Here is a 24,179-nt window from a genome sequence, read left to right on the forward strand (position 1 = left end):
AGGACCACCGGCCCGCCGCAGTGCGCACCCACCCCGACCACCACACAGAACACGGACCCGGGACCCGGTCAGGGCCCGCACAAGGCCGAGAGCTAATCGCCCTCGGTGGGGGCCTCAGTGGAAGCGACGCACTTGAGGTCGGTCTCGGGCTTGTAGACGGTCTTCTCCGTCTCCCGCTTGACCTCCTTGCCGTCCTTCTTGAAGATGCGGGTCACGTCGATGGTGAACCCCTGCTGGCCGACCATCGGGATGCAGTCCGGGCCGCTGTCGGTCTTCCGCTCGAACGGGGTGATGTTGTAGCGCTCCGAGGAGACGGACTCGATCTCGTAGCGCTTGGTGCTCCAGAAGGCGACGGTGACCGAGGTGTTCGTGGTCGAGGTCTTCACCAGCACGCCGTACGGCGAGTCGTTCTTCCAGCGGAAGTCCGGCGCCGGCCAGGAGACCGTGGACTCGCGCCCGGCCGGGTAGCGGGAGATGTAGAACTCGTGCGCCATGTGCTGGACGTCCTGGAGACCGCCGAAGAACACCGCGTTGTACATCGTCGTGACGAACTGGGAGATGCCTCCGCCCACGGAGGGCACCAGCCGACCGCCCGCGATCATGGGTGCCTCGACGAAGCCGCGGGCCGTGTCGCGCTCGCCGACGACGCCGTTGAGGGAGAAGGTCTCACCGGGCTTGACCAGGTGGCCGTCCAGCAGCTTGGCGATCGTGCGGATGTTGGTGACCCGGGGAGGGCAGCACTCGAACGGCGTGGTGAACTCGCTGATCTTCTCCTTGATGCCGAGCCCGCGCAGCTCGGCCTCGGAGGTGCGCGGCCGGACCGTCGTGAGGCTGACCGGGATCGTCCGGCTGCCGCCCTCGGAGACCAGCTCCGCCACGGCGGCGGCGAGCTTCTTGTCGTCCACGCCCCGGCCCTTGCGGCCCGGGACCAGCTCCGGTTTGCCGCCGACGATCCGGAAGGTGGGCTCGCGGGGTGCCTGCGCCTGGTCCACCAGGTTCTTCTCGACGGTCGCGACGGCCTTCCTGGCGTCGAAGACGGGCCGCATGCCGCCGGAGTCGCCGGGCTCGAAGGACAGGTGGGCGGCGACGGTCTCGACCGGGAGGACCGCCTGCCGCGCTCCGGCCTTCAGGGTGATCGGGCCGGCCAGGGCCTTGCCCGCGGAGGCCGCGGTCTTCGCGACCACGGCGGCGGTGACCTTCGGCTTGATCACGGTGACCGGCAGCTCCACCGGTCGGGCCGGGCCGAGGTATGCCTTCTGGATCGCGGCGGCCGCGGCCGCCTTCTCCAGCTCGCGGCCGTCCCGGGGTTTCACCGTCACCGGTTCGACGCCCTTGAAGCGGACCGCGCCCTCCACGACCTCCCGGTCGATGTCCTCGGCCAGCGCCGCCACGGCGGCGTCCAGCCGTTCGGAGTCGACCGAGTGCCTGGGGTCCAGCTCGGTGGTGCCGGTGAGCGCGCGCCACACCTCTCCCGGGGTGGGGAAGTCGCTGGGCGCCTGGTCGATGGTGGCGACCACGTCGAGTTCGAGGCCCGCCTTCTCGGGGTCCAGTTCGTGGCGCTTGCCGAAGGCCGTGAGCACCATCGGCTCGCCCGCCCGCTCCGCCAGCCGCTCCCTGAGCCGGTCGGCCGCCTCGGTCGCGGTGAGCCCGCCGATGTCGACGCCCCGGACCCGGGTGCCGGGCAGGATCTTGCCGGACATGGCGACCGCGGGGACCGCGTAGGCGAGCGCGGCCAGGACCAGCAGGAGCACGGTGACGAGGAGGAGCCTGCGGCTCCGGCCGCGCTGGGCCCGCTCCTGCCGGCCGGGGGGACCGGCCGGAGAGGGATCACCGGGACCGCCCTGCGGCGGGCGGGGCGGAATCGGGTGCTCGGGCGGCGGAGCCGCCATCCGCCAGGGCTGGGGCGGGGACGCGGCCTGCGGCAGGCCCGTTCCTCCCGCGGCGGGTCCGGCGTCTCGGCCGAAGCCGGCGGGGTCACCGGAGGGGCCGAAGATGTCGGGTGAGACGCCCGGAGGGAGGCGGGGGCCACCGGTGGGGGCGGCGTTCGGAGCGCCGTTCGGGGCGGAGCCCGGCCCGGATCCCGGCCGCTCCGCGGCGGGTCTGCGCGGATCGCGTGATCCGGCGGCGGCGCCCGGCCGGACGGGATGCGAGGGCAGGGGAACCGCGGCGAACGGATCCGTCGGCGGTTCGGTTGGCCTTCCGGCGTTCCGCACGGCCTCCGTCCCCTCCCTCACGCTTTCTCCCCCCGGCAACCCTAAACCACAATGGTCAGCCGTCGTCCCCAAAGGCATAACAAATCAACCGGTCCACAGGTAGCGGTGCTCCGGCCGCCCGGCGGTGCCGTACTTCGGCCGGAGGCGGGTCCGGCCGGTGGCGCACAGGTGCTCCAGGTAGCGCCGGGCGCTGACCCGCGACAGTCCGGTGAGCGCCGCCACCTCGGTCGCCGACAGGTCGGCGCCCGCCTCCCTCAGCACGTCCTCCACGAGAGCGCAGGTGGTCCCGGACAGGCCCTTGGGCAGCGGCTGCGGGCCGCCCCCGCTCCCGCTCCCGCCCTCGCCGAACAGCCGGTCGATCTCGTCCTGGCCCGCGCCGGAGCCGATCGCGGAGAGCTGCCGGCGCAGGTCGGCGTAGCGCTCCAGCCGCTCGGTGAGCGCTCCGGCCGCGAACGGCTTGACCAGGTAGTTCACCGCGCCGCCGTGCATGGCCGCGCGCACCGTGGCCGCGTCGCGCGCGGCGGTGACGACCAGCACGTCGACGGGGTGGGCGGCGCCTCTCAGCGTTTTGAGCACGTCCAGTCCCGACATGTCCGGCAGGTAGATGTCGAGCAGCACCAGGTCGGGCCGGTGCCGCGCCACCGCGGCCAGCGCCGTCTCCCCGGTGTGCGCGGCGCCGACCACGGTGAACCCGGGCACCCGCGCGACGTACCCGGCATGGATCCTGGCCACCATGAAGTCGTCGTCCACGACCAGGACACCGGTCTGCGGCGCCGCTCCCCGGGGGGCGTTCACGCGGTCTCCTCTCTGCGGGGCAGCAGGGCCGTGAAGACCGCGCCGCCCGCGTTGTGCACCCGGATCCAGCCGCCGCGCCGCAGGCACGCCTGCCTGGTCAGGGCCAGGCCGAGCCCGCGGGGGCCGGACCGGGCCACCTTCGTGGTGAAGCCCTCCCGGAACACCTCCTCGGCCAGCGCGGGACTGATGCCGGGGCCCGAGTCGCCGACGCGGACGTGCAGGCCGTCCTTCTCGGTGCGCACCGAGACCTCCACCGTCCCCCCGATCTCCTCCAGCACGTCCAGGGCGTTGGCCACCAGGTTGCCGACGACGAGCACGGCGTCCTGCGGGTCGCCGAGCGCGCCCTCCTCCACCCGGCAGTCGTCGGCGAGCACCAGGGTCGCGCCCCGCTCGGCCGCCTCGGCGGACTTGGCCAGCAGCAGCGCGGCCAGGGTCGGGTCGGCGACCTTCTCCCGGATGCCCGCCGAGTGGTGGCCGAACACCTCGGTGGTTCGGGTGATGTAGCCGATCGCCGTCTCGTGCTCGCCGAGCTCCAGCAGGCCGACGACGGTGTGCATGCGGTTGGCGAACTCGTGGGCCTGGGCGCGCAGCGCGTCGGTCGTGCTGCTGGCCTGGTCGAGCGCGCGCGCCAGCCGTACCAGCTCGGTCCGGTCGCGCAGGGTGACCACCCAGCCGTTGCTCCGCCCGCGTACGGCCACCGGCATGCGGTTGAGCACCAGCACCCGGTCGCGGTGCAGGACCACCAGGTCGTCGCCCTCGTCCTCCCCCGCCAGCACGTCGCGCATGCGGTCGGAGAGCGGCATCTCCGCGATCCGGCGGCCGACGTCGCGGGGCGACAGGCCGAGCAGCTCCCGGGCGGCGTCGTTGAGCAGTGTCACCCTGCCCTGCAGGTCGAGGGCGACCACGCCCTCCTTCACGCCGTGCAGCACGCCTTCGCGCTGCTCCAGCAGGGAGGCGATCTCCGCGGGTTCGAGCCCGAAGGTCTGCCGGCGGACCCGGCGCGCGATCAGCGCGGCCCCGGCCGATCCGGCGAGGAGCACGGCCAGCACGGTCCAGAGCAGCGGCGGCAGGGCGGCGCCGAACTGGCCGGCGACGGTCTCCTCCAGCACCCCGACCGAGGTCAGGCCGACGATCGCGCCGGAGGCGTCGCGGACGGCGGCCTTGCCCCGCACCGAGCGGCCGAGGGTCCCGGTCTGGACGCCGGTCCAGGCGCGGCCGGTGGACAGGACCTCCGAACCGTCGGTGGACAGCCGCCCGCCGATCAACTCGGGGTTGGGGTGGGCGTAGCGGATCTGGTCGCGGTTGGCGATCACCACGTAGTCGGCGCCGGTCGCGGCCTGCACGCCCAGCGCTATCGGCTGCAGGACCGACTGCGGGCGGGGGTGGGCGAACGCCTCCCGCACCTCGGGCAGCCCGGCCACCGCCTCGGCGATGGCCAGGGCCCGCTGCTGGTGCCGCCGCTCGAGCTGGTCGCGCAGGTGCTCCGTCCAGACGCCCGCCGTACCGCCCGCCGAGAGCAGCACGACCGCCATCTGCAGCACGAACAGCTGGGTGCCGAGAGAGGCGCTGATGATCTTTCGCACGAGTACTCCCAGGTCAGAGACCTCATGAAAGCACCTGGAGGTCACAGCCGGGTCGCGGGCGGCCCGGCCGTGACCAATACGACCGATACGACGGCAAGCACGCAAAGCATCGACAGCGCGGCGCGCACCCCCCACCATCCTCACCACGCCGTTTCTTTCGTTGTCAGGAGATGACATGCGCCTTCGCAGACTCGCGGTCCTGGCGATCCTGCCGCTCGCCGCCCTCACGGCCTGCGGCTCGGGGTCGGCCTCGGGCACCAGCGCGCTGAGGATCATGGCCCCCGCCTCGCCCGGCGGCGGCTGGGACCAGACCGCCCGTACGGCGGAGCAGGCCCTCAAGAGCCTCGACCCGTCCCGCAAGATCGAGGTCTACAACGTGCCGGGGGCGGGCGGCACCATCGGCCTGTCCCAGCTGGAGCGGGAGAAGGGCAACGGCGATCTGCTGATGACCATGGGCCTGGTCATGGTGGGCGCGGTCGAGCAGAACAAGTCGCAGGTGACCCTGGCCGACACCACGCCCGTGGCGAAGCTGGTCGAGGAGTACGAGCTCGTCGTCGTCCCCGCCGAGTCCCCGCACCGTACGCTGGCGGACCTGGTCGCGGCGTGGAAGGCGGACCCCGCGAAGATCGCGATCGCGGGCGGCTCGGCCGGCGGCACCGACCACATCGTGGCGGGGCTGATGGCCAAGGCCGCCGGGATCGACCCCAAGCAGGTCAACTACGTCGCGCACTCCGGCGGCGGCGAGGCGCTGAACGCGCTGCTGGGCAACAAGGTCGCGATGGGCGTCTCCGGGGTCGGCGAGTTCGCCGAGCACGTGAAGTCGGGACGGCTGCGCGCCCTCGGCGTGTCCGCTCCGACGCGGATCGCCAGCGTGGACGCGCCCACGCTGAAGGAGGCCGGCCTGGACGTCGAGCTGGCCAACTGGCGCGGGTTCGTCGCCCCCCGCGACCTGGACGAGGAGGCCCAGAAGAAGCTGGTCGACCTGGTCACCAAGATGCACGGGTCGCAGGCGTGGAAGGACGCGGTGGCCAAGAACGGCTGGACCGACGCCTTCCAGGCGGGCAAGCCGTTCGCCGACTTCCTTGCGGCCGAGCAGACCAGGATCAAGGCCATCATCGCCGAGATGGGACTCGTCTCCTGATGTCCTCCGAAATGTCCTCCCCCGAGGGGTCGGCGGAGGGCCCCGTCTCCGGAGCCGCAGAGGCTTCGGAGACGGGTCCTGCCTCCGGGACCACCGGGATGCCGGGGGACGGGTCCACCGGCCCGGAGCCGCAGAGCGCCGCCGGGAGCGGGTGGGACTGGCGGCGGCCGGAGCTGGTGATGGCGCTGGTCGTCGCAGGGCTGGGCGGGTTCGTGCTCGCGGGCACGGCGGACGTCTCCGCCGCCAGTTCCACGCTGGGGCTGGGGCCCCGCTTCTTCCCGGTGCTCGTCGGGATCGCGCTGCTGCTGATCGGGGTCTGCTACGCGGCCGACGTGGTCCGGGGCGGCCACGGCGACCCGGAGGAGAGCGAGGACGTCGACGCCGCCGCCCCCGCGGACTGGCGGACGGTGGCCCAGGTCAGTGCGATCTTCCTGGCCTTCGCGGGCCTGGTCGACCCGCTGGGCTGGATCATCGCGGGCGCGCTGCTGTTCTTCGGGCTGGCGGTGATGCTCGGCGCGGCGCACCGGCTCCGGGCGGGTGCGCTCGCGATCGTCCTGTCCACCCTGTCCTACCTGGCCTTCGTCAAGGGCCTGGGCGTCTCGCTGCCCGCCGGGCTGCTCTCGGGGGTGATCTAGGTGGAGTCGTTCCAGTTGCTGCTGGACGGGTTCGCGACCGCGCTCACGCCGGTCAACCTGCTCTACGCGCTGGCCGGGGTGACCCTCGGCACGCTGGTGGGGGTGCTGCCCGGCATCGGCCCGGCGATGACCGTGGCCCTGCTGCTGCCGATCACCTTCAACGTGCCCCCGGCCGGCGCGTTCATCATGTTCGCCGGGATCTACTACGGCGGCATGTACGGCGGGTCCACGACCTCGATCCTGCTCAACACGCCCGGTGAGAGCTCCTCGATGATCACCGCGCTGGAGGGCAACAAGATGGCGCGGCGCGGCCGAGCCGCCCAGGCGCTGGCCACGGCGGCGATCGGGTCGTTCGTCGCGGGCACGATCGCCACCGGCCTGCTGGTCGTGGCGGCCCCCCTGGTCGTGGACTTCGCGATCTCCTTCGGGCCGGAGGACTACTTCGCGCTGGCGGTGCTGGCGTTCACCGCGGTCTCGTCGGTGCTCTCGCGCTCGGTGGTGCGCGGCCTGGCCTCGCTGGGGTTCGGCCTGGTCATCGGCCTGGTCGGCATCGACGAGCAGACCGGGCAGGCCCGGCTGACCCTGGGCGTCCCGCAGCTGCTCGGCGGCATCGAGGTGGTGGTCGTCGCGGTCGGCCTGTTCGCGCTGGGCGAGGCGCTCTACGTGGCCTCCCGCCTCCGCCACGACGAGCCGGAGATCATCCCGGTCGGCCGGGCGTTCCTCGGCCGCTCCGACTGGTCCCGGTCCTGGCGGCCGTGGCTGCGCGGGACCGCGCTGGGCTTCCCGTTCGGCGCGCTGCCGGGCGGCGGCGCGGAGATCCCGACCTTCCTGTCGTACTCGATCGAGCGGCGGCTGGCCCGCGGGACCGCCCGCGAGGAGTACGGCAGGGGCGCGATCGAGGGCGTCGCGGGCCCCGAGGCCGCCAACAACGCCTCCGCCGCGGGCACCCTGGTCCCGCTGCTCACCCTGGGCCTGCCCACCTCGGCCACCGCCGCGATCATGCTGGCCGCCTTCCAGCAGTACGGCCTGCAGCCCGGCCCCCAGCTGTTCGACCACAACCCGGCCCTGGTCTGGGGCATGATCGCGTCGCTGTTCCTGGGCAACGCCATGCTGCTGGTGCTCAACCTGCCGCTCGCCCCGGTCTGGGCGAAGGTGCTGCACATCCCCCGGCCCTACCTCTACGCCGGGATCGTGCTGTTCGCCGCGCTCGGCGTCTACGCCCTGAACGCCTCCTGGGTGGACCTGGTCGTGCTCTACGTCCTGGGTCTGCTCGGCTTCGCGATGCGCCGCTTCGGCCTGCCGATCGCGCCCGCGGTGATCGGCATGATCCTGGGCCCGATGGCGGAGGTCCAGCTGCGCCGGGCCCTGGCCATCGGCGCGGGCGACGCCGCGGTCCTGGTGCGCAGCCCGATCGCGGCGGCCCTGCTGGGGCTGTCGCTGCTGGCCCTGCTCGCCCCGCTGGTCAGGAGGCTGCTCGCACGCCGACCGGGGAGCCGGTGACGCCCGGGCCGCCCGTTCTCTCCGCGGGCGGCCCCGCCACGGGCTCCTGCAGCCGGTCACCCGCCCGCTCTCCTCACGGACGGCCCGGAGCCGGCCACCGGCCGGTCTCCTCGCGGACGCCCCGCCCCGGACGGCCCTGATCCGGTCACCCGTCCGTACGCCTGCGGACCAGTTCCCTGTCCTCCTGCGGCAGGGCGTCGGCGGCGAGCAGCCGCGGCAGCAGGTCCGGCTCGGCGGTCAGCGCGCGGAAGGCGAGTGCGACGGTCACGTCGTGGCCGGGCCGGTGCACGATCTCGATCGGGTCGGCGGCGCGGACGTCCCCCGGCTCGATCACCCGCAGGTACGGGCCGGGCAGCGCCGCCCGGGTGAACCGCTTGATCCAGCCCTCCACCTCCAGCCGGCCCTGGAACGTCCCGCAGGGGATCCGCGGGCACGAGACCTCCAGCACCGCGTCACGCCCGATGCGCCAGCGTTCGCCGATCAGGGCGGCGTTGACGTCGAGGCCGGAGGTCGTGAGGTTCTCCCCGAAGGCGCCGTTCGGCAGCGGCCTGCCCAGCTCCTCCTCCCAGGCGTCGAGGTCCTCGCGGGCGTAGGCGTAGACGGCCTGGTCCGATCCGCCGTGGTGCTTCACGTCGTAGACGCGGTCGCCCGCCAGGCCGACCGCGCCGGTGCCCTTGGGGCCGGGGTCGCGCACGGCGACCGGGCCGTCGACGGGGCGCTTGTCGATGCCCGTCGCACCCAGGTTCTTCCACGGATTGGGCCGGGGCCGGCCGATGTTGACGGACAGCAGCTTCATGCGGATGACGGTACGGCCCCGCCGCGGACCGCTGCGACCCGTTATTTCTTGATTTCTCACCAGATCCCGGGGCCGCGCCCTGCGTGCCCCGCCCGTACCCGGGCCTCCCGCCGGGGCGAACACTTGCGGGAACATGCATTCCCGGTAGTTGGGATATTTCAGACATGACGAAGGCGCAGGTCAACCGGGTGCGACCGGCGAACCTGCGCCTTCACGAATCGTTTCCCCCGCGGGGGCGGGTCCGCCCCGGAGGTCTCCCGGAACCGTCCGGGTGCTTCCTGGACGGTCCCGGGAACACCTGAGCCGTTTCCGCCCGGCCTCTTCCGGTCGTCCCGGCGCTGGGAGGCCTACTCGGAGACGCCCAGCTTGTCCAGGATCAGCTCCCGCGCCCGGCCGGCGTCGGCCTTGCCGCGGCTGGCCTTCATGACGCCGCCGACCAGCGCGCCGACGGCGGCGATCTTGCCGTTGCGGACCTTGTCCGCCGCGTCGGCGTTGTCCGCCAGCACCTGGTCGATGATCGCCGACAGCTCGCCCTCATCGTTGACGATCTGCAGGCCGCGGGCGGCCACCACGTCGTCCGGCGAACCCTCGCCGTTCAGCACGCCCTCCAGCACCTGGCGGGCCAGCTTGTCGTTGAGCGCGCCGCCGGCGACCATCGCGCAGACCCGCGCGATCTCGTCCGGGGTGATCCGCAGCGCGCTCAGCGGCACACCGGCCTCGTTGGCCCGGCGGGCCAGCTCGCCCATCCACCACTTGCGGGCGTCCGCGGGCGGCGCGCCGGCCGACACCGTCGCCTCGACCAGGTCGATGGCGTCGGCGTTGTGCATGGCCTCCATGTCCAGGTCGGACACGCCCCACTCCTGCTGGAGCCGCTTGCGCTTCAGCCGCGGCAGCTCGGGCAGGGCCGTCTTGAGCGCGGCCACCCAGGCGAAGTCCGGGGCGATCGGCACCAGGTCGGGCTCGGGGAAGTAGCGGTAGTCCTGCGCCTCCTCCTTGGACCGGCCCGAGGTGGTGGTGCCGGTGTCCTCGTGGAAGTGGCGGGTCTCCTGGACGATCCGGCCGCCGCCGGCCAGGATCCCGGCCTGGCGCTCGATCTCGCTGCGGACCGACCGCTCGACGCTGCGCAGCGAGTTGACGTTCTTGGTCTCGGTCCGGGTGCCCCACTCGGAGGCGCCGCGCGGCATGAGGGAGACGTTGACGTCGCACCGCATGGAGCCCTCCTCCATGCGCACGTCGGAGACGCCGAGGGAGCGCATGACCTCGCGCAGCTCGGTGACGTAGGCGCGGGCGACCTCGGGCGCGAGCCGGTCGGTGCCGGGGATCGGCTTGGTGACGATCTCCACCAGCGGGATGCCCGCGCGGTTGTAGTCGACGATCGAGTAGTCGGCGCCGTGGATGCGACCGGTCGCGCCGCCCATGTGGGTGGACTTGCCGGTGTCCTCCTCCAGGTGCACGCGCTCGATCTCGATGCGCACCGTCCGGCCGTCCACCTCGACGTCGAGGTAGCCGTCGAAGCAGAGCGGCTCGTCGTACTGGCTGATCTGGTAGTTCTTCGGCATGTCCGGATAGAAGTAGTTCTTCCGGGCGAAGCGGCACCACTCGGCGATGGAGCAGTTCAGCGCCAGGCCGATCCGGATCGTCGACTCGATCGCCTTGGCGTTGGCCGTCGGCAACGAGCCCGGCAGCGCCAGGCAGACCGGGCAGACGTGGGTGTTCGGCGGCGCGCCGAACGTCGTCGGGCAGGCGCAGAACATCTTCGAGGCCGTGCCGAGCTCGACGTGCGTCTCCAGGCCCAGCACCGGCTCGAAGCGCTCCAGCGCCTCGTCGTACGGCATGAGCGTGCCTGTACTCATGATTCGTTCACCATTTCCATCAGATCTAGCGAGGGAACTGCCGGGTTCACCCGGCAGGGGAATCGCTTCCCTGTTACAGTTCGTCTGCTTGAAACGGGCAGGGCTTGTCCGTCGCCTACCTCAGCAGAGGAAAGCGAGAAGCCGCTCCCTTCAGGGAGCGGAGGAGTCACCAGTCCGATCCGGGAGAGCCGGAGCGTTCTGCGATGACAGTGCCGTCGTGGGCCGTCGCCGCGGGCGGTGGGGAGCGTCAAAGGTACCCGAGTCCCTTCAGCGCGTTCCGCGTCTCGGCGACCCAGCCGGCGTAGCCGGGGACCCGGGCCAGGACGGCGAGGTCGATGTTGCGTCCGATGTACTCGAAGTAGTCGCCGACCGGCTTGCCCCGCCGGGGCGCGGTCGCGGTCAGCACCTCCCGCGGGTAGGCGATCCGCTCGACGTCGGCGGGACTGGCCGGCAGCCGGGACAGGTCGCTGCCCGGCAGCCCGGCCCACACCGCGGGGTCGGCCAGCGGCCAGGCCTCGGTGTCGCCCAGGCCGACCACCGGCACCAGGTAGTGCGAGTGGTAGCGGATCCCGTCCGACCGGCCGCGTTCGCGGTCGCCGGACCGGGCGAAGATCAGGTGGCAGTCGCCCGCCAGCTCCTCCAGCGCCGCCACCAGGTGCTCGCGGCCGCACACGATGACCCGCGTGTCCTCGACGTCCACGGTGTACGGCGAGGCCCGCACGAGCTCGCGGAGCTGCCGGGGGACCACCACGCTCAGGAAGCCCCCGTCCGCGTCCCCCTCGGCGACCAGGCCGGGGACCAGGGAGCGGCTGCTCATGCCGCCGCCCCGAGGTACTGGCGGAGCTGCCGGGGCGAGACGAACGTGCCCGGCTCGCCGTCCGGCAGGACCGGCTTGGCCACGCTCACCCGCGACGTCCGGTCGGCCGCCGGGTCGACCCGCACCACCGCGTCCAGGAAGACCAGCGACTCCGGGGCCGTCCGGCCGAGCTCGGCGACCACCGCCGGCGAGTGGCTGGTCACGATCACCTGCCGGTACGGCTCCGCGCCGCCGGGCTCACGCACCCGCTGCCGGACCCGCCGGAGCAGCTCGCCCAGCCGCCCGGGGTGCACGCCGGCCTCGACCTCCTCCACCAGGAGGGTGGCCGGGTGGTCCGGGTCGTGCAGGGCCGCCAGCAGGCCGGTGATCCGCAGGGTCCCGTCCGACAGCAGCGCGGCCGGGACCTCTCCCTGGCCGTCCAGGACCAGGCCGAAGGACCACTCGCCGCGCTCCAGGCGGGGCAGGAGCCCGGCCGCGCCGGGGACCAGCGCGGCGAGGTCGGCCACCAGGTCGGCGAAGGCCGCCGTACCCGCCATCCGGCCGAGCACCGCGGCGAGGTTCGCCCCGTCGGCGGCCAGCGGCCCGCGGTCCTCCGGCGCGCCCCGCCCGCGCATGGCGCGCGGGACCGGGGCGTGGCGGCGCCACGCGGCGACCGTGCGGCGGGGCGTGCCCGCCGGGTCCGGGTCCACGACCATGAGCTCCAGCAGCTCCGGCGGGAGCCGCCGGGCCACGTGGCTGACGACCGCCCCGGTGGACCTCGGGATGCGCAGCACCATCTCCGCGCCCGTGTCGAACCGGACCGGGAGCAGGGCCCCGGGCTCCGGGGAGACCAGGGCCTCCACCGCGACGGTGAACGCCGCGACGGGGGCGCCCTGGGCGACCCGGTGGAACTGCTCGTTCGGCGCTCCCCGCCGCGCGCCGAGAAGGCCGCCGGAACCGCCGACCTCGTCGGAGACGAACCCCAGCGCGTCGAACAGGTTGGACTTGCCCCCGGCGTTCGGACCGACCAGCGCGAGGAACGGCGGCACGTCGATCTCGAAGTCCAGGAACGACTTGAACCCGTCGATCTCGATGCGAGTGATCACTCCCCCGTTTCCTCCCCGGTGCCCCGCCCGCGCCTAGAGTGCGGGCGCCTTGGCCAGCAGACCGCCGCCCCAGCGGTCCGTCAGGGCCCGCTCCACGGCGGCGCCGACCCGGTAGCAGCGGTCGTCGCCGAGCACGGGCGCCATGATCTGCAGGCCGACCGGGAGGCCGTCCTCGTCCGCCAGGCCGCACGGCACCGAGATGGCCGCGTTGCCGGCCAGGTTGGTGGGGATCGTGCACAGGTCGGCGAGGTACATCGCCATGGGGTCGTCGGCGCGCTCGCCGATCGGGAACGCGGTGGTCGGCGTGGTCGGCGAGATGAGCACGTCCACCTGGTGGAAGGCCGCCTCGAAGTCGCGGGCGATCAGCGTGCGGACCTTCTGCGCCTGGCCGTAGTAGGCGTCGTAGTAGCCGCTGGACAGCGCGTAGGTGCCCAGGATGATGCGGCGCTTGACCTCGGGGCCGAAGCCCTGCGCCCGGGTGAGCGCCATGACCTCCTCGGCCGAGCGGGTGCCGTCGTCGCCGACGCGCAGGCCGTACCGCATCGCGTCGAAGCGCGCCAGGTTGGACGAGCACTCCGACGGGGCGATGAGGTAGTAGGCGGGCAGCGCGGTGGTGAACGACGGGCAGGAGACCTCGACGACCTTGGCGCCGAGGGACTCCAGCAGCTCCACGGTCTCCCGGAAGCGGGCCAGCACGCCCGGCTGGTAGCCGTCCCCGCCGAACTCCTTGACCACGCCGATCCGCAGGCCCGCCACGTCGCCCTCGCGGGCCGCCTCGGCGACCCTCGGCACGGCGGCGTCGATGGAGGTGGAGTCCAGGGCGTCGTGCCCGGAGAACGCCTCGTGCAGCAGCGCCGCGTCCAGCACGGTGCGGGCGAACGGGCCCGGGGTGTCCAGGGAGCTGGCGAAGGCGATCAGGCCGTAGCGGGAGGAGCCGCCGTAGGTCGGCTTCATGCCGACGATGCCGGTGACGGCGGCGGGCTGCCGGATGGAGCCGCCGGTGTCGGTGCCCGTGGACAGCGGGGCCTCGTAGGCCGCGACCGCCGCGGACGAGCCGCCGGAGGAGCCGCCCGGGATGCGGGACAGGTCCCACGGGTTGCGGGTGACGCCGTAGGCGGAGTTCTCGGTGGAGGAGCCCATCGCGAACTCGTCCAGGTTGGTCTTGCCGAGGATCACCAGCCCGGCCTCGCGCAGCCGGCGGGTCACGGTCGCGTCGTACGGCGGGCGCCAGCCCTCCAGGATCTTCGACCCGGCCGTGGTGGGCATGTCCGTGGTGGTGAAGACGTCCTTGTGCGCGATCGGCACGCCGGCCAGCGGGCCGAGCTCCTCGCCCGCGGCCAGGCGCTCGTCGACCCTCCGCGCCTGCGCCAGGGTCGTCTCGGCGTCGACGTGCAGGAACGCGTTGACCTGCGGCTCGACGGCGGCGATCCGGTCGAGGTGGGCGCGTGCGACCTCCACGGCCGAGGTCTCGCCGCTCGCGATCAGCGCGCCGAGCTCGGCGGCGGTCTTGTGGATCAGGCTCATGCTTCCTCCCCGAGGATGCGCGGGACGCGGAAGCGGTTCTCCTCGACGGCCGGGGCGCCGGACAGCGCCTCCTCGGGCGTCAGGCCGGGCCGTACCTCGTCGGGACGGTAGACGTTGGTGAGCGGGAGCGCGTGCGAGGACGGCGGGATGTCGTCGGCCGCCACCTCGGCGACGCGGGCGACCGCACCGATGATCACATCGAGCTGGGCGGCGAAGTGGTCGAGCTCCTCGTCGGACAGCGCCAGCCTGGACAGCCGGGCGAGGTGAGCGACCTCGTCGCGGGTTATGGCGGACATGAGTCGTTGAACCCGTTTCGTGGAATGGCAATCGGACACTCTCATCCTAGAGTGCGTGACCGTGCGTGCCCGACTCCTCGGGTTCGGGTCCGGCCCGGCTCCGCCGGAGAGCGCCCCTCCCGGCCGTCCGGGAGCCCCGCCCGACGTGCCCGGCGGCCGTCCCACGCCCGCCGCCGGAGTTTCCGTACTTCGCCTAACCCCGAACTCCGCATTGCCGGAAGGAGACAGGAGTGCACTTCGTCGAAGTGCACTCCTACTTCTTCTCGGAATACTATCCACGTAGATACTATCGCCCGCGATAGTATCTACGAAAGAAGTCTTGGGAGGTCACATGGGCGGGTTCGTCGGCCGGGAGCACGAGCTGGCGTCGCTCGACTCGCTGCTCGGCCAGGTGCGATCAGAGATCTCCACGGCGCGCCCCGGCCGATGCGTGCTGATGCGCGGACGGCGGCGGATCGGCAAGTCGGCTCTGGCCGAGGAGTTCGTCAACCGGAGCGGCCTGCCGTCGCTGTTCTACACGGCGGCGCGCGCCGACGCCCAGACCGAGCTGCGACAGCTCATGGACGACGTCTCCGCTTCCGGCCTGCCGGGAAAGGACGTCTTCGCGGAGATGGCCCCAAGCACGTGGAACGGCGCCCTGCAACTCCTCGCCGACGCTCTGCCCGATGACGGCCCTTCCGTCGTCGTGATCGACGAGGTCCCCTACCTCATGGAACGCGTCGACGCCTTCGAAGGCCTCCTGCAGCGCGCCTGGGACCGGTTCCTCAGCCGGAAACCCGTCCTGCTCGTCCTCATCGGCTCCGACCTGTCGATGATGGAGGCCCTGAACGACTACGAGCGCCCGTTCCACCAGCGGGGGACCGAGATGGTCGTCGGACCGCTCAACCCCCACGAGATCCAGCGCATGCTCCACCTCTCCCCGGCCGACGCGTTCGACGCCACCGTCGTCACGGGCGGTCTCCCCCTGGTCTGCGGCGAGTGGCCGCGCGGGGCGTCGCTCTGGGAGTACCTGCACGGCGCCCTGACGAATCCGGTCTCCGCGCTCCTGGTGTCCGCCGAGCGCTCACTCGCGGCCGAGTTCCCGGTGGAGGCGCAGGCCCGCCAGGTGCTGCAGGCGATCGGCAGCGGCGAGCGCACGTTCACCAACATCGCCCGGCAGGCGGGCGGCATCTCCCACAGCACGCTGTCCCGCGCGGCCGATCTACTGATCACCAAGAGGATGGTGGCCGGTGAGCTCCCCGTGTCCCTGCGCCCGTCGAAGGAGCGCCGCTACCGGGTCACCGATCCCTACCTGCGCTTCTGGCTCTCCTTCCTCCATCCGCACATGCCGGAGATCGAGCGCCGCCGGGGCGATCTGACCCTCCGGCGGATCGTCTCGCGGTGGAGCACCTGGCGGGGACGCGCCATCGAGCCGCTCGTACGCGAGTCACTGGCCAGGCTGCTGCCGGACGACAGGCTCCCGGGGGCTCCGGCGGTCGGCTCCTACTGGACCCGGAGCAACGACGTGGAGATCGACATCGTCGGAGCCGACCGCGGACCGGTCGCGCGGGAGCTCCGCTTCCTCGGATCGATCAAGTGGCTGGAGAACGCCGCCTTCGACGACCACGACCTGGCCGCGCTGGCCAGGCACCGCGCCGCCCTCACCGGTGATCCGGTGCCCCTCGTCGCCGTCTCCCGCAACGGTGTCTCCTGCTCGGGCCTGACCGCGTCGTACGGCCCCGACGACCTGATGAGCGCCTGGGGCTAGGCCGTCTGAGGGTCGAGGAGCCCGGCGGGGTCGGGCACCCGGAAGGCGGGCCGGACCGGGTCGCGGTGCTCGCGGAGCCAGGCCGTGGCGTCGGCGGCGGACATCGGCTCGGCGAACCACCAGCCCTGGGCCAGGTCGCAGCCCATCTCCTCCAGGCGCGCGGCCACCTCGGCCGACTCGACGCCCTCGGCGACCGAGCGCAGCCCCAGCGAGCGGACCAGGTCGACGATGGAGCGGACGATCCGCTCGTCGTCCCCGGACTCGCAGATCCGCCGCACGAACGAGGCGTCGATCTTGACCTCGGCCACCGGGAGCCGCTGCAGGCGCACCAGCGAGGAGTAGCCGGTGCCGAAGTCGTCCAGGGCGAGCGGCACGCCCAGGGAGTTCAGCGCCCGTACGGCGTCGGCGGTGTAGGCCTGGTCGGTCATCAGGATGCGCTCGGTGACCTCCAGCTGGATCGCCTTGGGCGGCAACCGGTGCTTCGCCAGGCCGGCCTCCAGCCGTTCGGGGAGAGCGGAGTCGAGCAGGTCGCGGGCCGAGACGTTGACGGAGATCTGCTCGTGCACCCCCGCGTGCCACCAGTCGGCGGCCTGCTCCAGCGCCGCGTCGATGACGTACTCGGTGAGCTGGCGCATCAGGTAGGACTGCTCGGCGAGCGGGATGAAGTCGTCCGGGTAGACCGTCCCGCGCACCGGGTGGCGCCAGCGCAGCAGCGCCTCCACCCCCCGCACCTGCCCGGCGGCCAGATCGATCTTCGGCTGGTAGTGCAGGGCGAGCTCGGAGCGGTCGATGGCCCGGCGCAGGTCGCCGAGGAGGCCGAGCCGTTCGGGGCTGTTGCGGTCCTTGTCGGCGACGTAGAGCTCGACGCCGGTCCGGCCCTCCTTGGCGAGGTACATCGCCACGTCGGAGCGCTGCAGCAGCAGCTCGAAGTCCGGCGCGTGGTCGGGGTGGAGCGCGATGCCGATCGAGGCGTCCATGTCGAAGGTCATGCCCTCCAGCCGGACCGGCTCGGTGAGCGCCACCCGCAGGCGCGCGGCCACCTCGCGCGCCGCGGCGGCGTCCCGGACCGAGGGGAGCAGCACCGCGAACTCGTCGCCGCCGAGGCGGGCGACCACGTCCCCCGGCCGCACGCTGTGGATCAGCCGGTGCGCCACCGTCTGCAGCAGCCGGTCGCCCACCGGGTGCCCGAGCGTGTCGTTGACCTCCTTGAAGCGGTCGAGGTCCAGCAGGAGCAGGCCGACCCGCTCCCCCTGCCGCGCCCGCGCCTCGGCGAGCGCCTCCTCGGTGCGCAGCACGAGCAGCTTGCGGTTCGGCAGCCCGGTCAGCCCGTCGTGCATCGCCTGGTGGTCGCGGCGGACCGAGATCGTGGCGGTGAAGTAGACGGCGGCCATCGGCGCGACGAACAGCGGCACCAGTGCCGGGGAGTGGTTCATGACCACCACGACGAGCGGGGCCAGGCCGAGCAGCGCGGCGTAGACCAGGCTCTGGTGGCCGATCGTGGTCCTGATCACCCGGTGGACCGACCGCCGCTCGTGCAGCGCGACCGCCCCGCACACCAGCAGCCCCCTGGTCACGAAGTAGGCCAGCCCGGCCAGGCCGATGGCGAGCAGGTCGGTGCCGGCCGGGACCCAGGCGGCCCCCGGCCGGTGGCCGAACAGCGCGAGCACCACCCCGGCCGCCGCGCAGGCCAGCGTCACCTGGGCCACGTTGAACAGGACCCGGTGCCACGCCTTGCGGGTGACCGCCCCGTTGAACAGGATGCCGGCCGCCTGCATCAGCGCGGCGACCGGCAGCCCGTAGTGGAGCAGCGCGGCGAAGGTGAACATCGTCGACGGGTAGGTGCCCCCCGCAGCCGTCGACGACGAGAGCAGCACCGGTCGCAGGTCCCCCAGCACGATCAGGACCGTGAGCGTCCAGAACAGCGGGGAGCGCACGAGGTCCGCCGGGTCGCCGGGACTGATCCACCACAGCGCCGCGACCAGGGCGGCGGTCCCGGTGGCGGTGACCGCCGTGAGGTAGGCCCACAGGGGCGAGCCCACACGTGGTCCGGTGTCGCGTGTATCTGTTGGGTCGGCCATGAGTAATAAAACCCCCATTAGTTCACTATGGGAGAGTACGGCCTCCGGGCCACTTCGCGAAACCGATTGGGCACGTTCTGTGACGGGATGCAGAGAACGTGCACGCAGAGGCTCCCGCCGTCGCGGAGCGTCACCCCTCCGGCGGGACCGCCATCGCCGCCGCGGCCTCGGGTCCCTCCTTGAGGAGGACCTCCAGGCCGCCCTCGTCGAGGATCGGCACGCCCAGCTTGACCGCCTTGTCGAACTTGGAGCCGGCGTTCTCCCCGGCGATCACGAAGGAGGTCTTCTTCGACACCGAGCCGGAGACCTTCCCGCCCCTGCCCGCCAGGGCGGCCCCCGCCTCGTCGCGGGTGTAGCCCGCCAGCGTGCCGGTGACCACGAAGGTCAGCCCGGCCAGGGTCTGCGGCGGCAGGTCGGCCGGCGCCTCGTCCTCCATCCGGACCCCGGCGGCCCGCCAGCGGTCGACGATCTCGCGGTGCCAGTCGACCTCGAACCAGTCGCGGATCGCCGCGGCCACGCGCGGGCCGACGCCCTCGACCGCGGCGAGCTCCTCCTCGGAGGCGGCCATGATCGCGTCCATCGAGCCGAACTCGGCGGCGACGGCCTGGGCGGTGGGCGGGCCGACGTGCCGGATGGAGAGCGCCACCAGCACCCGCCAGAGCGGCCGGTCCTTGGCCTTCTCCAGCTCCTGGAGCATCTTCTCGGCGTTCTTGCTGGGGGTGCCGTTCTTGTTGGCGAAGAAGGTGACGACCTTGGGGTCGCCGGTCTCGGGGTCGGTCTTCGGCAGGCCGGTGTCGATGTCGCGGACGACCGACTCGATCGGCAGCAACCGCTCGATGGTCAGGTCGAACAGGTCGGCCTCGGTGCGGACCGGCGGCTCGTGCGGGGGCAGCGGCTGGGTCAGCGCGGTGGCCGCCACGTAGCCCAGGCCCTCGATGTCGAGGGACTTGCGTCCGGCGGCGAAGTAGATGCGCTCGCGGAGCTGGGCCGGGCAGGCCCGGGTGTTGGGGCAGCGCAGGTCGGCGTCGCCCTCCTTCTCGTAGGCCAGCTCGGTGCCGCACTCCGGGCAGTGGGTCGGCATGGTGAACTCGCGCTCGGTGCCGTCGCGCAGCTCCTCGACCGGCTTGACGATCTCCGGGATCACGTCGCCCGCCTTGCGCAGCACCACGGTGTCGCCGATCCGCACCCCCTTGCGCGCGACCTCCGAGCCGTTGTGGAGCGTGGCCCGCTCGACCGTGGAGCCCGCCACCACCACCGACTCCATGACCCCGAACGGCGTGACCCGGCCGGTCCGGCCGACGCCCACCTGGATGTCGAGGAGTTTGGTGTTGACCTCCTCGGGGGGGTATTTGTAGGCGATCGCCCAGCGCGGCGCCCGGCTGGTGGAGCCGAGGTTGCGCTGGATCTCGACGCGGTCGGCCTTCACCACGACGCCGTCGATCTCGTAGGCCGGGTCGTGGCGGTGCTCCCGGTAGAACTCGATGAACTCGTTGACCCCGTCGAGGTCGTCGACGACCCGGTAGAGGTCGCTCACCGGCAGGCCGAACTCCCGGAGCCGGTCGTAGACCTCGGACTGGGCCCGCGGCCGCTCGCTCCCCTGCCACACGCCGACCCCGTGGACGATCATCCGCAGCGGGCGCCGGGCGGTGACCCGCGGGTCCTTCTGCCGCAGCGAGCCCGCCGCGGAGTTGCGCGGGTTGGCGAACTGCGCCCTGCCCGCCTCGGCCAGCTGCTCGTTCAGCCTGGCGAACTCCTCCACCGGGATGTAGACCTCGCCCCGGACCTCGACCAGGTCGGGCACGCCGTCACCGGTCAGGCGGTGCGGGATGTCGGCGATGGTGCGCACGTTGGCCGTCACGTCGTCGCCGACCCGGCCGTCGCCCCGGACCACCCCCCGGACCAGCCTGCCCTTCTCGTAGACCAGCGAGATCGCCAGGCCGTCGATCTTCAGTTCGCACAGGTAGGGCCCCGGGTCCTGCTCGGCCAGCCGCTCGATCCGCGCCTGCCAGGAGGCCAGGTCGTCGGCGTCGAACGCGTTGTCCAGGCTCTCCATCCGGCTCAGGTGCTCGACCGGCGTGAAGTCCCCCGAGATCGGCGCGCCGACCTTCTGCGTCGGCGAGTCGGGGGTGCGCAGGGCGGGGTGCTCCTCCTCCAGGGCGTGCAGCTCGCGCATCCACGTGTCGTACTGCGCGTCGCTGGCGGTCGGCGCGTCGAGCACGTAGTAGCGCCAGTTGGCCTCCTCGACCAGCTCGCTCAGCTCCGCGTGCCGCTCCAGCGCCGCCACCGGAACGCCCTCGACCTCTACGCCCATCGCCTGTTCTCCCCTCGTCGGACCGGCCAGGGAGAATCTATCGCCGGGCACCGACATCCGGCCGGGCGGCGGGCGGACGGTGAGCGGCGGGCGGACGCGACCCGAAGGGCAGGCGGTGGGCGGCGGACGGCGCGGGCCGCACGGGCCGCGGCCGGGGAGCCCGGGTCGCGGGCCCCGGCTCCCCGGCCACCGGAGATCAGGGGATCAGCCTCCCTGGCGGTAGACGGTCTTCCAGGACGTGCACCGGCCGGTCGGCCTGCCGGAGGTACCCCGGCAGACCTTCGCCTTGACCGTCAGGGGGTAGCCGATGTTCTTGCGGAACGTGCCCGTGCCCGGCGTGCAGTTGTAGTAGGCCGTCGAGCCCCAGCGGCCGGTGCTCCCGCTCAGCCAGCGCAGCTGCACCCACGAGCAGCCCCTCCCCCGGGTGTCGTAGAGGTCGCCCCGGATCTGGAAGGCGCTCTGGGTGACGACGATCCTGCCCTTGGCGGTGGCGTGGCCGTCGGTGGAGTGGATCGGTCCCCATTTCCAGGAGGAGGCCGCCGCGTCGGCCGAGGCCGCCGTGGACCCGCCGAGGGTGAGGGCCGCGGCGGCGGTCAGGCCGAGCAGGACACGGAACCCGGTGCGCATCGAAACTCCAGACATGTGATCGGTTCAGCGACACGTCCAGAGATAGGGCCTCGTACTTGCACCCCGCTTGAAGCTCCGTAGGACCGCTGGCAGGAGTGGCCGGCCCGCACCTCCGCCCGGTCCTGGACGAGGACCCGTCCTACTCGCCCGGGTCCTCGCGCAGCACCCGGGCCGCCTCCCGGCACTTGGCCAGCGCGGCCCTGGCGTAGGCGGGCGAGGCCCCGGCCAGGCCGCAGGCGGGGGTGAGCACGACCTGAGAGGCCAGGGTCGCGGAGGGGAAGCCCAGACGGCGCCAGAGCTCGACGGCGGGCCGGGCGACCTCCCCGACGTCCGGGAGCGGGGCGTCGGTGCCGGGCACGACCCCGAGGAGGAACGCCGTGCCCGCCTCGACGGACTCGCCGATCGCGTCCTCGTCGCGCCGCCGCAGCAGGGAGGCGTCCAGCGAGACGCCCTTCACCCCCGCCTCGCGCAGGACCCGGAGGGGCACGCCGGGGGCGCAGCAGTGCACGACCGGGAAGGCGCCGTCCGGGAGCACCGACCGGAGCCGCTCGGCGGCCACCGGCGCCTCGACGGCGCGCAGCCGGCCGAAGCCCGACGCCGTCGGCACCGTGCCGGCGAGCACGCCGGGCAGACCCGGCTCGTCGAGCTGGACCACGATCTCCGTCGCACCCGGCACCCGCTTGCGGACCTCCGCGAGGTGCAGGGCGAGTCCTTCGGCGTAGGACGCCACGAGGTCGCGCACCGCTCCGGGGTCGGCGAGCGCCCGGTCGCCGTGGCGCAGTTCGACGGCCCCGGCCAGGGTCCACGGCCCGCACACCTGGATCTTGAAGGGGCCCTCGTAGCCCTGGGCCGCCTCCTCCAGGCCGTCGAGGTCGCGCAGCAGGTGGTCACGGGCCCGTTTGGCGTCCCGGCCGGGCCTGTCGGCGAAGCGCCAGCCCGAGGGCTGCACCTCCACGGCCAGCTCCACCAGCAGGGACGCGGCCCTGCCGATCGTGTCCGCGCCGACTCCGCGCGCCGGGAGCTCCGGCAGGTACGGCAGGGCGGGCGACTCGCCGAAGACGACCCTGACCGCCTCGGCGTGGTCCTCGCCCGGGTGCGACCCGATGCCGGTCGCGGCCGCCTCATCCCACGGAAACACGTTCACGAGGGTCAGCTTAGGCCCGGCGGGCGATCCGCGCCGATCACCCTGCTCGGCGCGCGGCACCCCGATGTTCCGGTACGACCCGGAACGCCGGGGTTCCCGATTCGTTAGGAAATGAAACACGGAATACCGACGAAGCGGGTGATGAGGACGAGACAGATTTGCTTGGATGGTGCTAGATCAACCCATAGACGCTTATATCGATAGCGGGGATGGAAGGAATTCCATGGGCGATTTATACCCATTGCTACCTAACGATCCGGAACGTATCGGTATATACGTTCTGATCGGGCGGTTCTCCCCGGATCCCGGGCAGACCGTTTACCTGGGTCATCTGCTGGACGACGACACGCCCCGCGTGATCCGCATGCTGGAGCCCCGCCCGGACGCCGATCCGCAGGCGCGGGAGCGGATCACCAACGGGCTGAACGCGGCCAGGCGGGTCTCGGGAGCCCACACCGCCCGGCTGATCGAGGTCGGCTGGTTCGACGACGCGCCGTACGTGGTCCGCGAGCACGTGGAAGGGCGCTCGCTCCGTGAGACGGTGTCCGAGGACGGGCCGCTCACCGGGGACGCGCTGGAGCGGCTCGCCGTGGGCACGCTCAACGCCCTCACCGCCGTCCACATGTCCGGGACCGTCCACGGCGGGCTCACCCCCGACACGGTGCTCCTGGGTCCCGACGGCCCCAGGGTCTGCGACATCGGCCTCGGCGGGGCGGGGTCCGAGCCGGACTACGTCGCGCCCGAACGCCTCCGTGCGGGGCTCTCCCCCGGCGGCGCTCCGGGTGCTCCCGGCGCGTCCCCGGCTCCGGGCGCCCCCGGTGCGTCCACCGCCGCGAAACCCGCCGACCTGTTCGCCTGGGCGGCGACGGTCGCCTACGCGGCCACCGGCCGGCCGCCCTACGGCGGCAGGCCCGAGCTGGTGCTGGAGGGGCCCGCCGACCTGAGCGGCATCCCGGCGACGCTCCGCCCGCTCATCGCCGCCTGCCTGGACAAGCGTCCGGAGGCCCGGCCGGACGCGGGTGCGGCCATGCTGCGGCTGCTCGGCGAGCGCCCCGAGGACCGCGTGCTGTCCGCCGTCCCCGTCCCGCAGGAGGGCCGCCCGGTCCTCCCGGGCGACGACCTGCGGGGGGAGGTCGTGCCGGGTGCGGCCGGGCAGCCCGGCGCCGGCGCGCCGACGCCCCCCGCGCCCCAGATCTGGGGCGCGCCGCCCCTGCCGGGGGATCCGCCGCCGGCGAACGTGACCGTGCTCACCGCACCCGTCAGGGAGCGGCCGAGGACCGGAGGGCTCTCCCTCCTCCTGGCGGCCTGCGTGGGCGTGGTCGCCCTGCTGTCCGGACTCGGGGTCTGGGCCGCGGGGAAGTACACCTCTCTGGACAACACGGGACGGACGGCCGCCGACGGGGCCGCTCCCCGGATCCCGCTGGAGCTGGCCGGGCGGGGAGAGGACCAGGTCGCGGACGACGGCCAGGGGCAGGGCACCGGCACGGGACAGGGCACCGGGGACGACCCGGTGAACCGGGTCACGGTGCCGTGGGGGACGACCCCGGAACCGCGGGAGGGCGATGTCGGGCCGCTGCAGCTGCCCACCGACGTCCCCGCCGTGCCCACCGTCGCGCCCGTCCCGACGCTGAGCTCGCTCACCCCGCCCCCGGTCCCCGTTCCGTCGACCGCGGCGCCGCAGCGGACGGACCGGCCCGGCACGCAGCAGACCCCCACCGCCGCACCGGCCCCCACGGCCACCGCGACGCAGCAGCCGGCGACCCCGCAGCCGACGGTGACCCTCACGGTGACGCCGCAACCGGCTCCGGAGTCCCCGCAGCCCACGGGGTCGCCCGAACCCTCTCCGTCGACCACCCCCGGGGTCACGCCCACAGCCGCTCCGTCGGCTTCGGTGACGCCCGCAGCCGCTCCGTCGGCTTCGGCTTCGGCTTCGGTGACGCCCACGGCGGTTCCGAGCGCGCCGCCGGCGACGCCCACCGCGGCCAAGCCCACAACGGCACCCACCCAGGCCAAGCCCACCACCACCGCGGCCAA

The 24,179-nt window shown here is 73.2% G+C and carries 18 protein-coding genes; 5 read left to right on the forward strand and 13 right to left on the reverse strand.

The features are described from left to right. Positions 1–92 precede the first annotated feature (92 nt). The 3 genes from IEZ06_RS33150 to IEZ06_RS33160 form a co-directional block, all read right to left on the reverse strand. A complete protein-coding gene (locus tag IEZ06_RS33150) occupies positions 93–1,889 on the reverse strand; it encodes a VanW family protein (RefSeq protein ID WP_189240620.1) in 1,797 nt (598 codons plus the stop codon). Positions 1,890–2,297: 408 nt separating this feature from the next. Continuing rightward, positions 2,298–2,948, reverse strand: coding sequence for a response regulator (locus IEZ06_RS33155; RefSeq protein WP_189240635.1), 651 nt, complete (start codon positions 2,946–2,948; stop codon positions 2,298–2,300). Positions 2,949–3,004: 56 nt separating this feature from the next. Continuing rightward, positions 3,005–4,591 carry an ATP-binding protein gene (locus IEZ06_RS33160; RefSeq protein WP_203872219.1) on the reverse strand — a complete coding sequence of 529 codons (1,587 nt, stop codon included), beginning with the start codon at positions 4,589–4,591 and terminating at the stop codon, positions 3,005–3,007. 175 nt (positions 4,592–4,766) lie between these two features. Between IEZ06_RS33160 and IEZ06_RS33165 the strand changes: the two genes are divergently transcribed. From IEZ06_RS33165 to IEZ06_RS33175, 3 genes are all read left to right on the forward strand, one after another. Then, positions 4,767–5,732 carry a Bug family tripartite tricarboxylate transporter substrate binding protein gene (locus IEZ06_RS33165; RefSeq protein WP_189240621.1) on the forward strand — a complete coding sequence of 322 codons (966 nt, stop codon included), beginning with the start codon at positions 4,767–4,769 and terminating at the stop codon, positions 5,730–5,732. 98 nt (positions 5,733–5,830) lie between these two features. Continuing rightward, positions 5,831–6,367: a tripartite tricarboxylate transporter TctB family protein gene (locus IEZ06_RS33170; RefSeq protein WP_189240622.1), complete on the forward strand. Its 537-nt coding sequence runs from the start codon at positions 5,831–5,833 to the stop codon at positions 6,365–6,367. Continuing rightward, positions 6,368–7,867, forward strand: a complete 1,500-nt coding sequence (locus IEZ06_RS33175) for a tripartite tricarboxylate transporter permease (protein WP_189240623.1) — start codon at positions 6,368–6,370, stop codon at positions 7,865–7,867. Between the two features lie 145 nt (positions 7,868–8,012). On the opposite strand, the gene IEZ06_RS33180 is transcribed toward IEZ06_RS33175, so the two are convergent. The 6 genes from IEZ06_RS33180 to gatC form a co-directional block, all read right to left on the reverse strand. Continuing rightward, positions 8,013–8,663, reverse strand: a complete 651-nt coding sequence (locus tag IEZ06_RS33180) for an MOSC domain-containing protein (protein ID WP_189240624.1) — start codon at positions 8,661–8,663, stop codon at positions 8,013–8,015. Between the two features lie 347 nt (positions 8,664–9,010). Continuing rightward, positions 9,011–10,516 (reverse strand): Asp-tRNA(Asn)/Glu-tRNA(Gln) amidotransferase subunit GatB, encoded by a 1,506-nt coding sequence (gatB, locus tag IEZ06_RS33185; RefSeq protein WP_189240625.1) that lies wholly within the window; start codon positions 10,514–10,516, stop codon positions 9,011–9,013. Between the two features lie 247 nt (positions 10,517–10,763). Further along, positions 10,764–11,333 (reverse strand): hypothetical protein, encoded by a 570-nt coding sequence (locus IEZ06_RS33190; protein ID WP_189240626.1) that lies wholly within the window; start codon positions 11,331–11,333, stop codon positions 10,764–10,766. Then, positions 11,330–12,418: an AAA family ATPase gene (locus IEZ06_RS33195; RefSeq protein WP_189240627.1), complete on the reverse strand. Its 1,089-nt coding sequence runs from the start codon at positions 12,416–12,418 to the stop codon at positions 11,330–11,332. Before IEZ06_RS33195 ends, IEZ06_RS33190 begins: the two co-directional genes overlap by 4 nt. Before the next feature lie 33 nt (positions 12,419–12,451). Beyond that, the gene (gene gatA / locus IEZ06_RS33200; RefSeq protein WP_189240628.1) at positions 12,452–13,942 is read right to left on the reverse strand and encodes an Asp-tRNA(Asn)/Glu-tRNA(Gln) amidotransferase subunit GatA; all 1,491 of its coding nucleotides are present in this window, start codon (positions 13,940–13,942) and stop codon (positions 12,452–12,454) included. Further along, positions 13,939–14,238, reverse strand: coding sequence for an Asp-tRNA(Asn)/Glu-tRNA(Gln) amidotransferase subunit GatC (gatC, locus tag IEZ06_RS33205; protein WP_068897628.1), 300 nt, complete (start codon positions 14,236–14,238; stop codon positions 13,939–13,941). The genes gatA and gatC overlap by 4 nt, the downstream gene beginning before the upstream one ends. Positions 14,239–14,569: 331 nt before the next feature. On the opposite strand from gatC, the gene IEZ06_RS33210 reads away from it, so the two are divergent. After that, positions 14,570–15,985, forward strand: coding sequence for an ATP-binding protein (locus IEZ06_RS33210; RefSeq protein WP_189240629.1), 1,416 nt, complete (start codon positions 14,570–14,572; stop codon positions 15,983–15,985). Here IEZ06_RS33210 and IEZ06_RS33215 read toward each other — a convergent pair. From IEZ06_RS33215 to IEZ06_RS33230, 4 genes are all read right to left on the reverse strand, one after another. Further along, complete coding sequence (locus tag IEZ06_RS33215; protein ID WP_189240630.1) at positions 15,982–18,063, reverse strand: putative bifunctional diguanylate cyclase/phosphodiesterase; 2,082 nt, start codon at positions 18,061–18,063, stop codon at positions 15,982–15,984. The genes IEZ06_RS33210 and IEZ06_RS33215 overlap by 4 nt on opposite strands. A 130-nt stretch (positions 18,064–18,193) precedes the next feature. Beyond that, complete coding sequence (gene ligA, locus IEZ06_RS33220; RefSeq protein ID WP_189240631.1) at positions 18,194–20,374, reverse strand: NAD-dependent DNA ligase LigA; 2,181 nt, start codon at positions 20,372–20,374, stop codon at positions 18,194–18,196. 204 nt (positions 20,375–20,578) lie between these two features. After that, positions 20,579–21,001 carry a hypothetical protein gene (locus IEZ06_RS33225; protein WP_189240632.1) on the reverse strand — a complete coding sequence of 141 codons (423 nt, stop codon included), beginning with the start codon at positions 20,999–21,001 and terminating at the stop codon, positions 20,579–20,581. A 139-nt stretch (positions 21,002–21,140) separates the two neighbouring features. Beyond that, complete coding sequence (locus IEZ06_RS33230) at positions 21,141–22,145, reverse strand: methionine synthase (protein ID WP_189240633.1); 1,005 nt, start codon at positions 22,143–22,145, stop codon at positions 21,141–21,143. A 223-nt stretch (positions 22,146–22,368) separates the two neighbouring features. Here IEZ06_RS33230 and IEZ06_RS33235 point away from each other — a divergent pair. Next, the coding region (locus IEZ06_RS33235; protein ID WP_189240634.1) for a protein kinase family protein at positions 22,369–24,179 on the forward strand (1,811 nt) is incomplete at its 3' end.

This window comes from Planomonospora antibiotica, assembly GCF_014647955.1.
In the GTDB taxonomy this organism is placed as follows: Bacteria; Actinomycetota; Actinomycetes; order Streptosporangiales; family Streptosporangiaceae; genus Planomonospora; species Planomonospora parontospora.

Coding starts and splice junctions, on each gene's coding strand:
- IEZ06_RS33210 (WP_189240629.1), top strand. CDS start 14,570: ATGGGCGGGTTCGTCGGCCGGGAGCACGAGCTGGCGTCGCTCGACTCG.
- IEZ06_RS33190 (WP_189240626.1), bottom strand. CDS start 11,333: ATGAGCAGCCGCTCCCTGGTCCCCGGCCTGGTCGCCGAGGGGGACGCG.
- IEZ06_RS33165 (WP_189240621.1), top strand. CDS start 4,767: ATGCGCCTTCGCAGACTCGCGGTCCTGGCGATCCTGCCGCTCGCCGCC.
- gatB (WP_189240625.1), bottom strand. CDS start 10,516: ATGAGTACAGGCACGCTCATGCCGTACGACGAGGCGCTGGAGCGCTTC.
- IEZ06_RS33150 (WP_189240620.1), bottom strand. CDS start 1,889: ATGGCGGCTCCGCCGCCCGAGCACCCGATTCCGCCCCGCCCGCCGCAG.
- IEZ06_RS33155 (WP_189240635.1), bottom strand. CDS start 2,948: ATGGTGGCCAGGATCCATGCCGGGTACGTCGCGCGGGTGCCCGGGTTC.
- gatC (WP_068897628.1), bottom strand. CDS start 14,238: ATGTCCGCCATAACCCGCGACGAGGTCGCTCACCTCGCCCGGCTGTCC.
- ligA (WP_189240631.1), bottom strand. CDS start 20,374: ATGGGCGTAGAGGTCGAGGGCGTTCCGGTGGCGGCGCTGGAGCGGCAC.
- IEZ06_RS33170 (WP_189240622.1), top strand. CDS start 5,831: ATGCCGGGGGACGGGTCCACCGGCCCGGAGCCGCAGAGCGCCGCCGGG.
- IEZ06_RS33225 (WP_189240632.1), bottom strand. CDS start 21,001: ATGCGCACCGGGTTCCGTGTCCTGCTCGGCCTGACCGCCGCCGCGGCC.
- IEZ06_RS33180 (WP_189240624.1), bottom strand. CDS start 8,663: ATGAAGCTGCTGTCCGTCAACATCGGCCGGCCCCGGCCCAATCCGTGG.
- gatA (WP_189240628.1), bottom strand. CDS start 13,942: ATGAGCCTGATCCACAAGACCGCCGCCGAGCTCGGCGCGCTGATCGCG.
- IEZ06_RS33215 (WP_189240630.1), bottom strand. CDS start 18,063: ATGGCCGACCCAACAGATACACGCGACACCGGACCACGTGTGGGCTCG.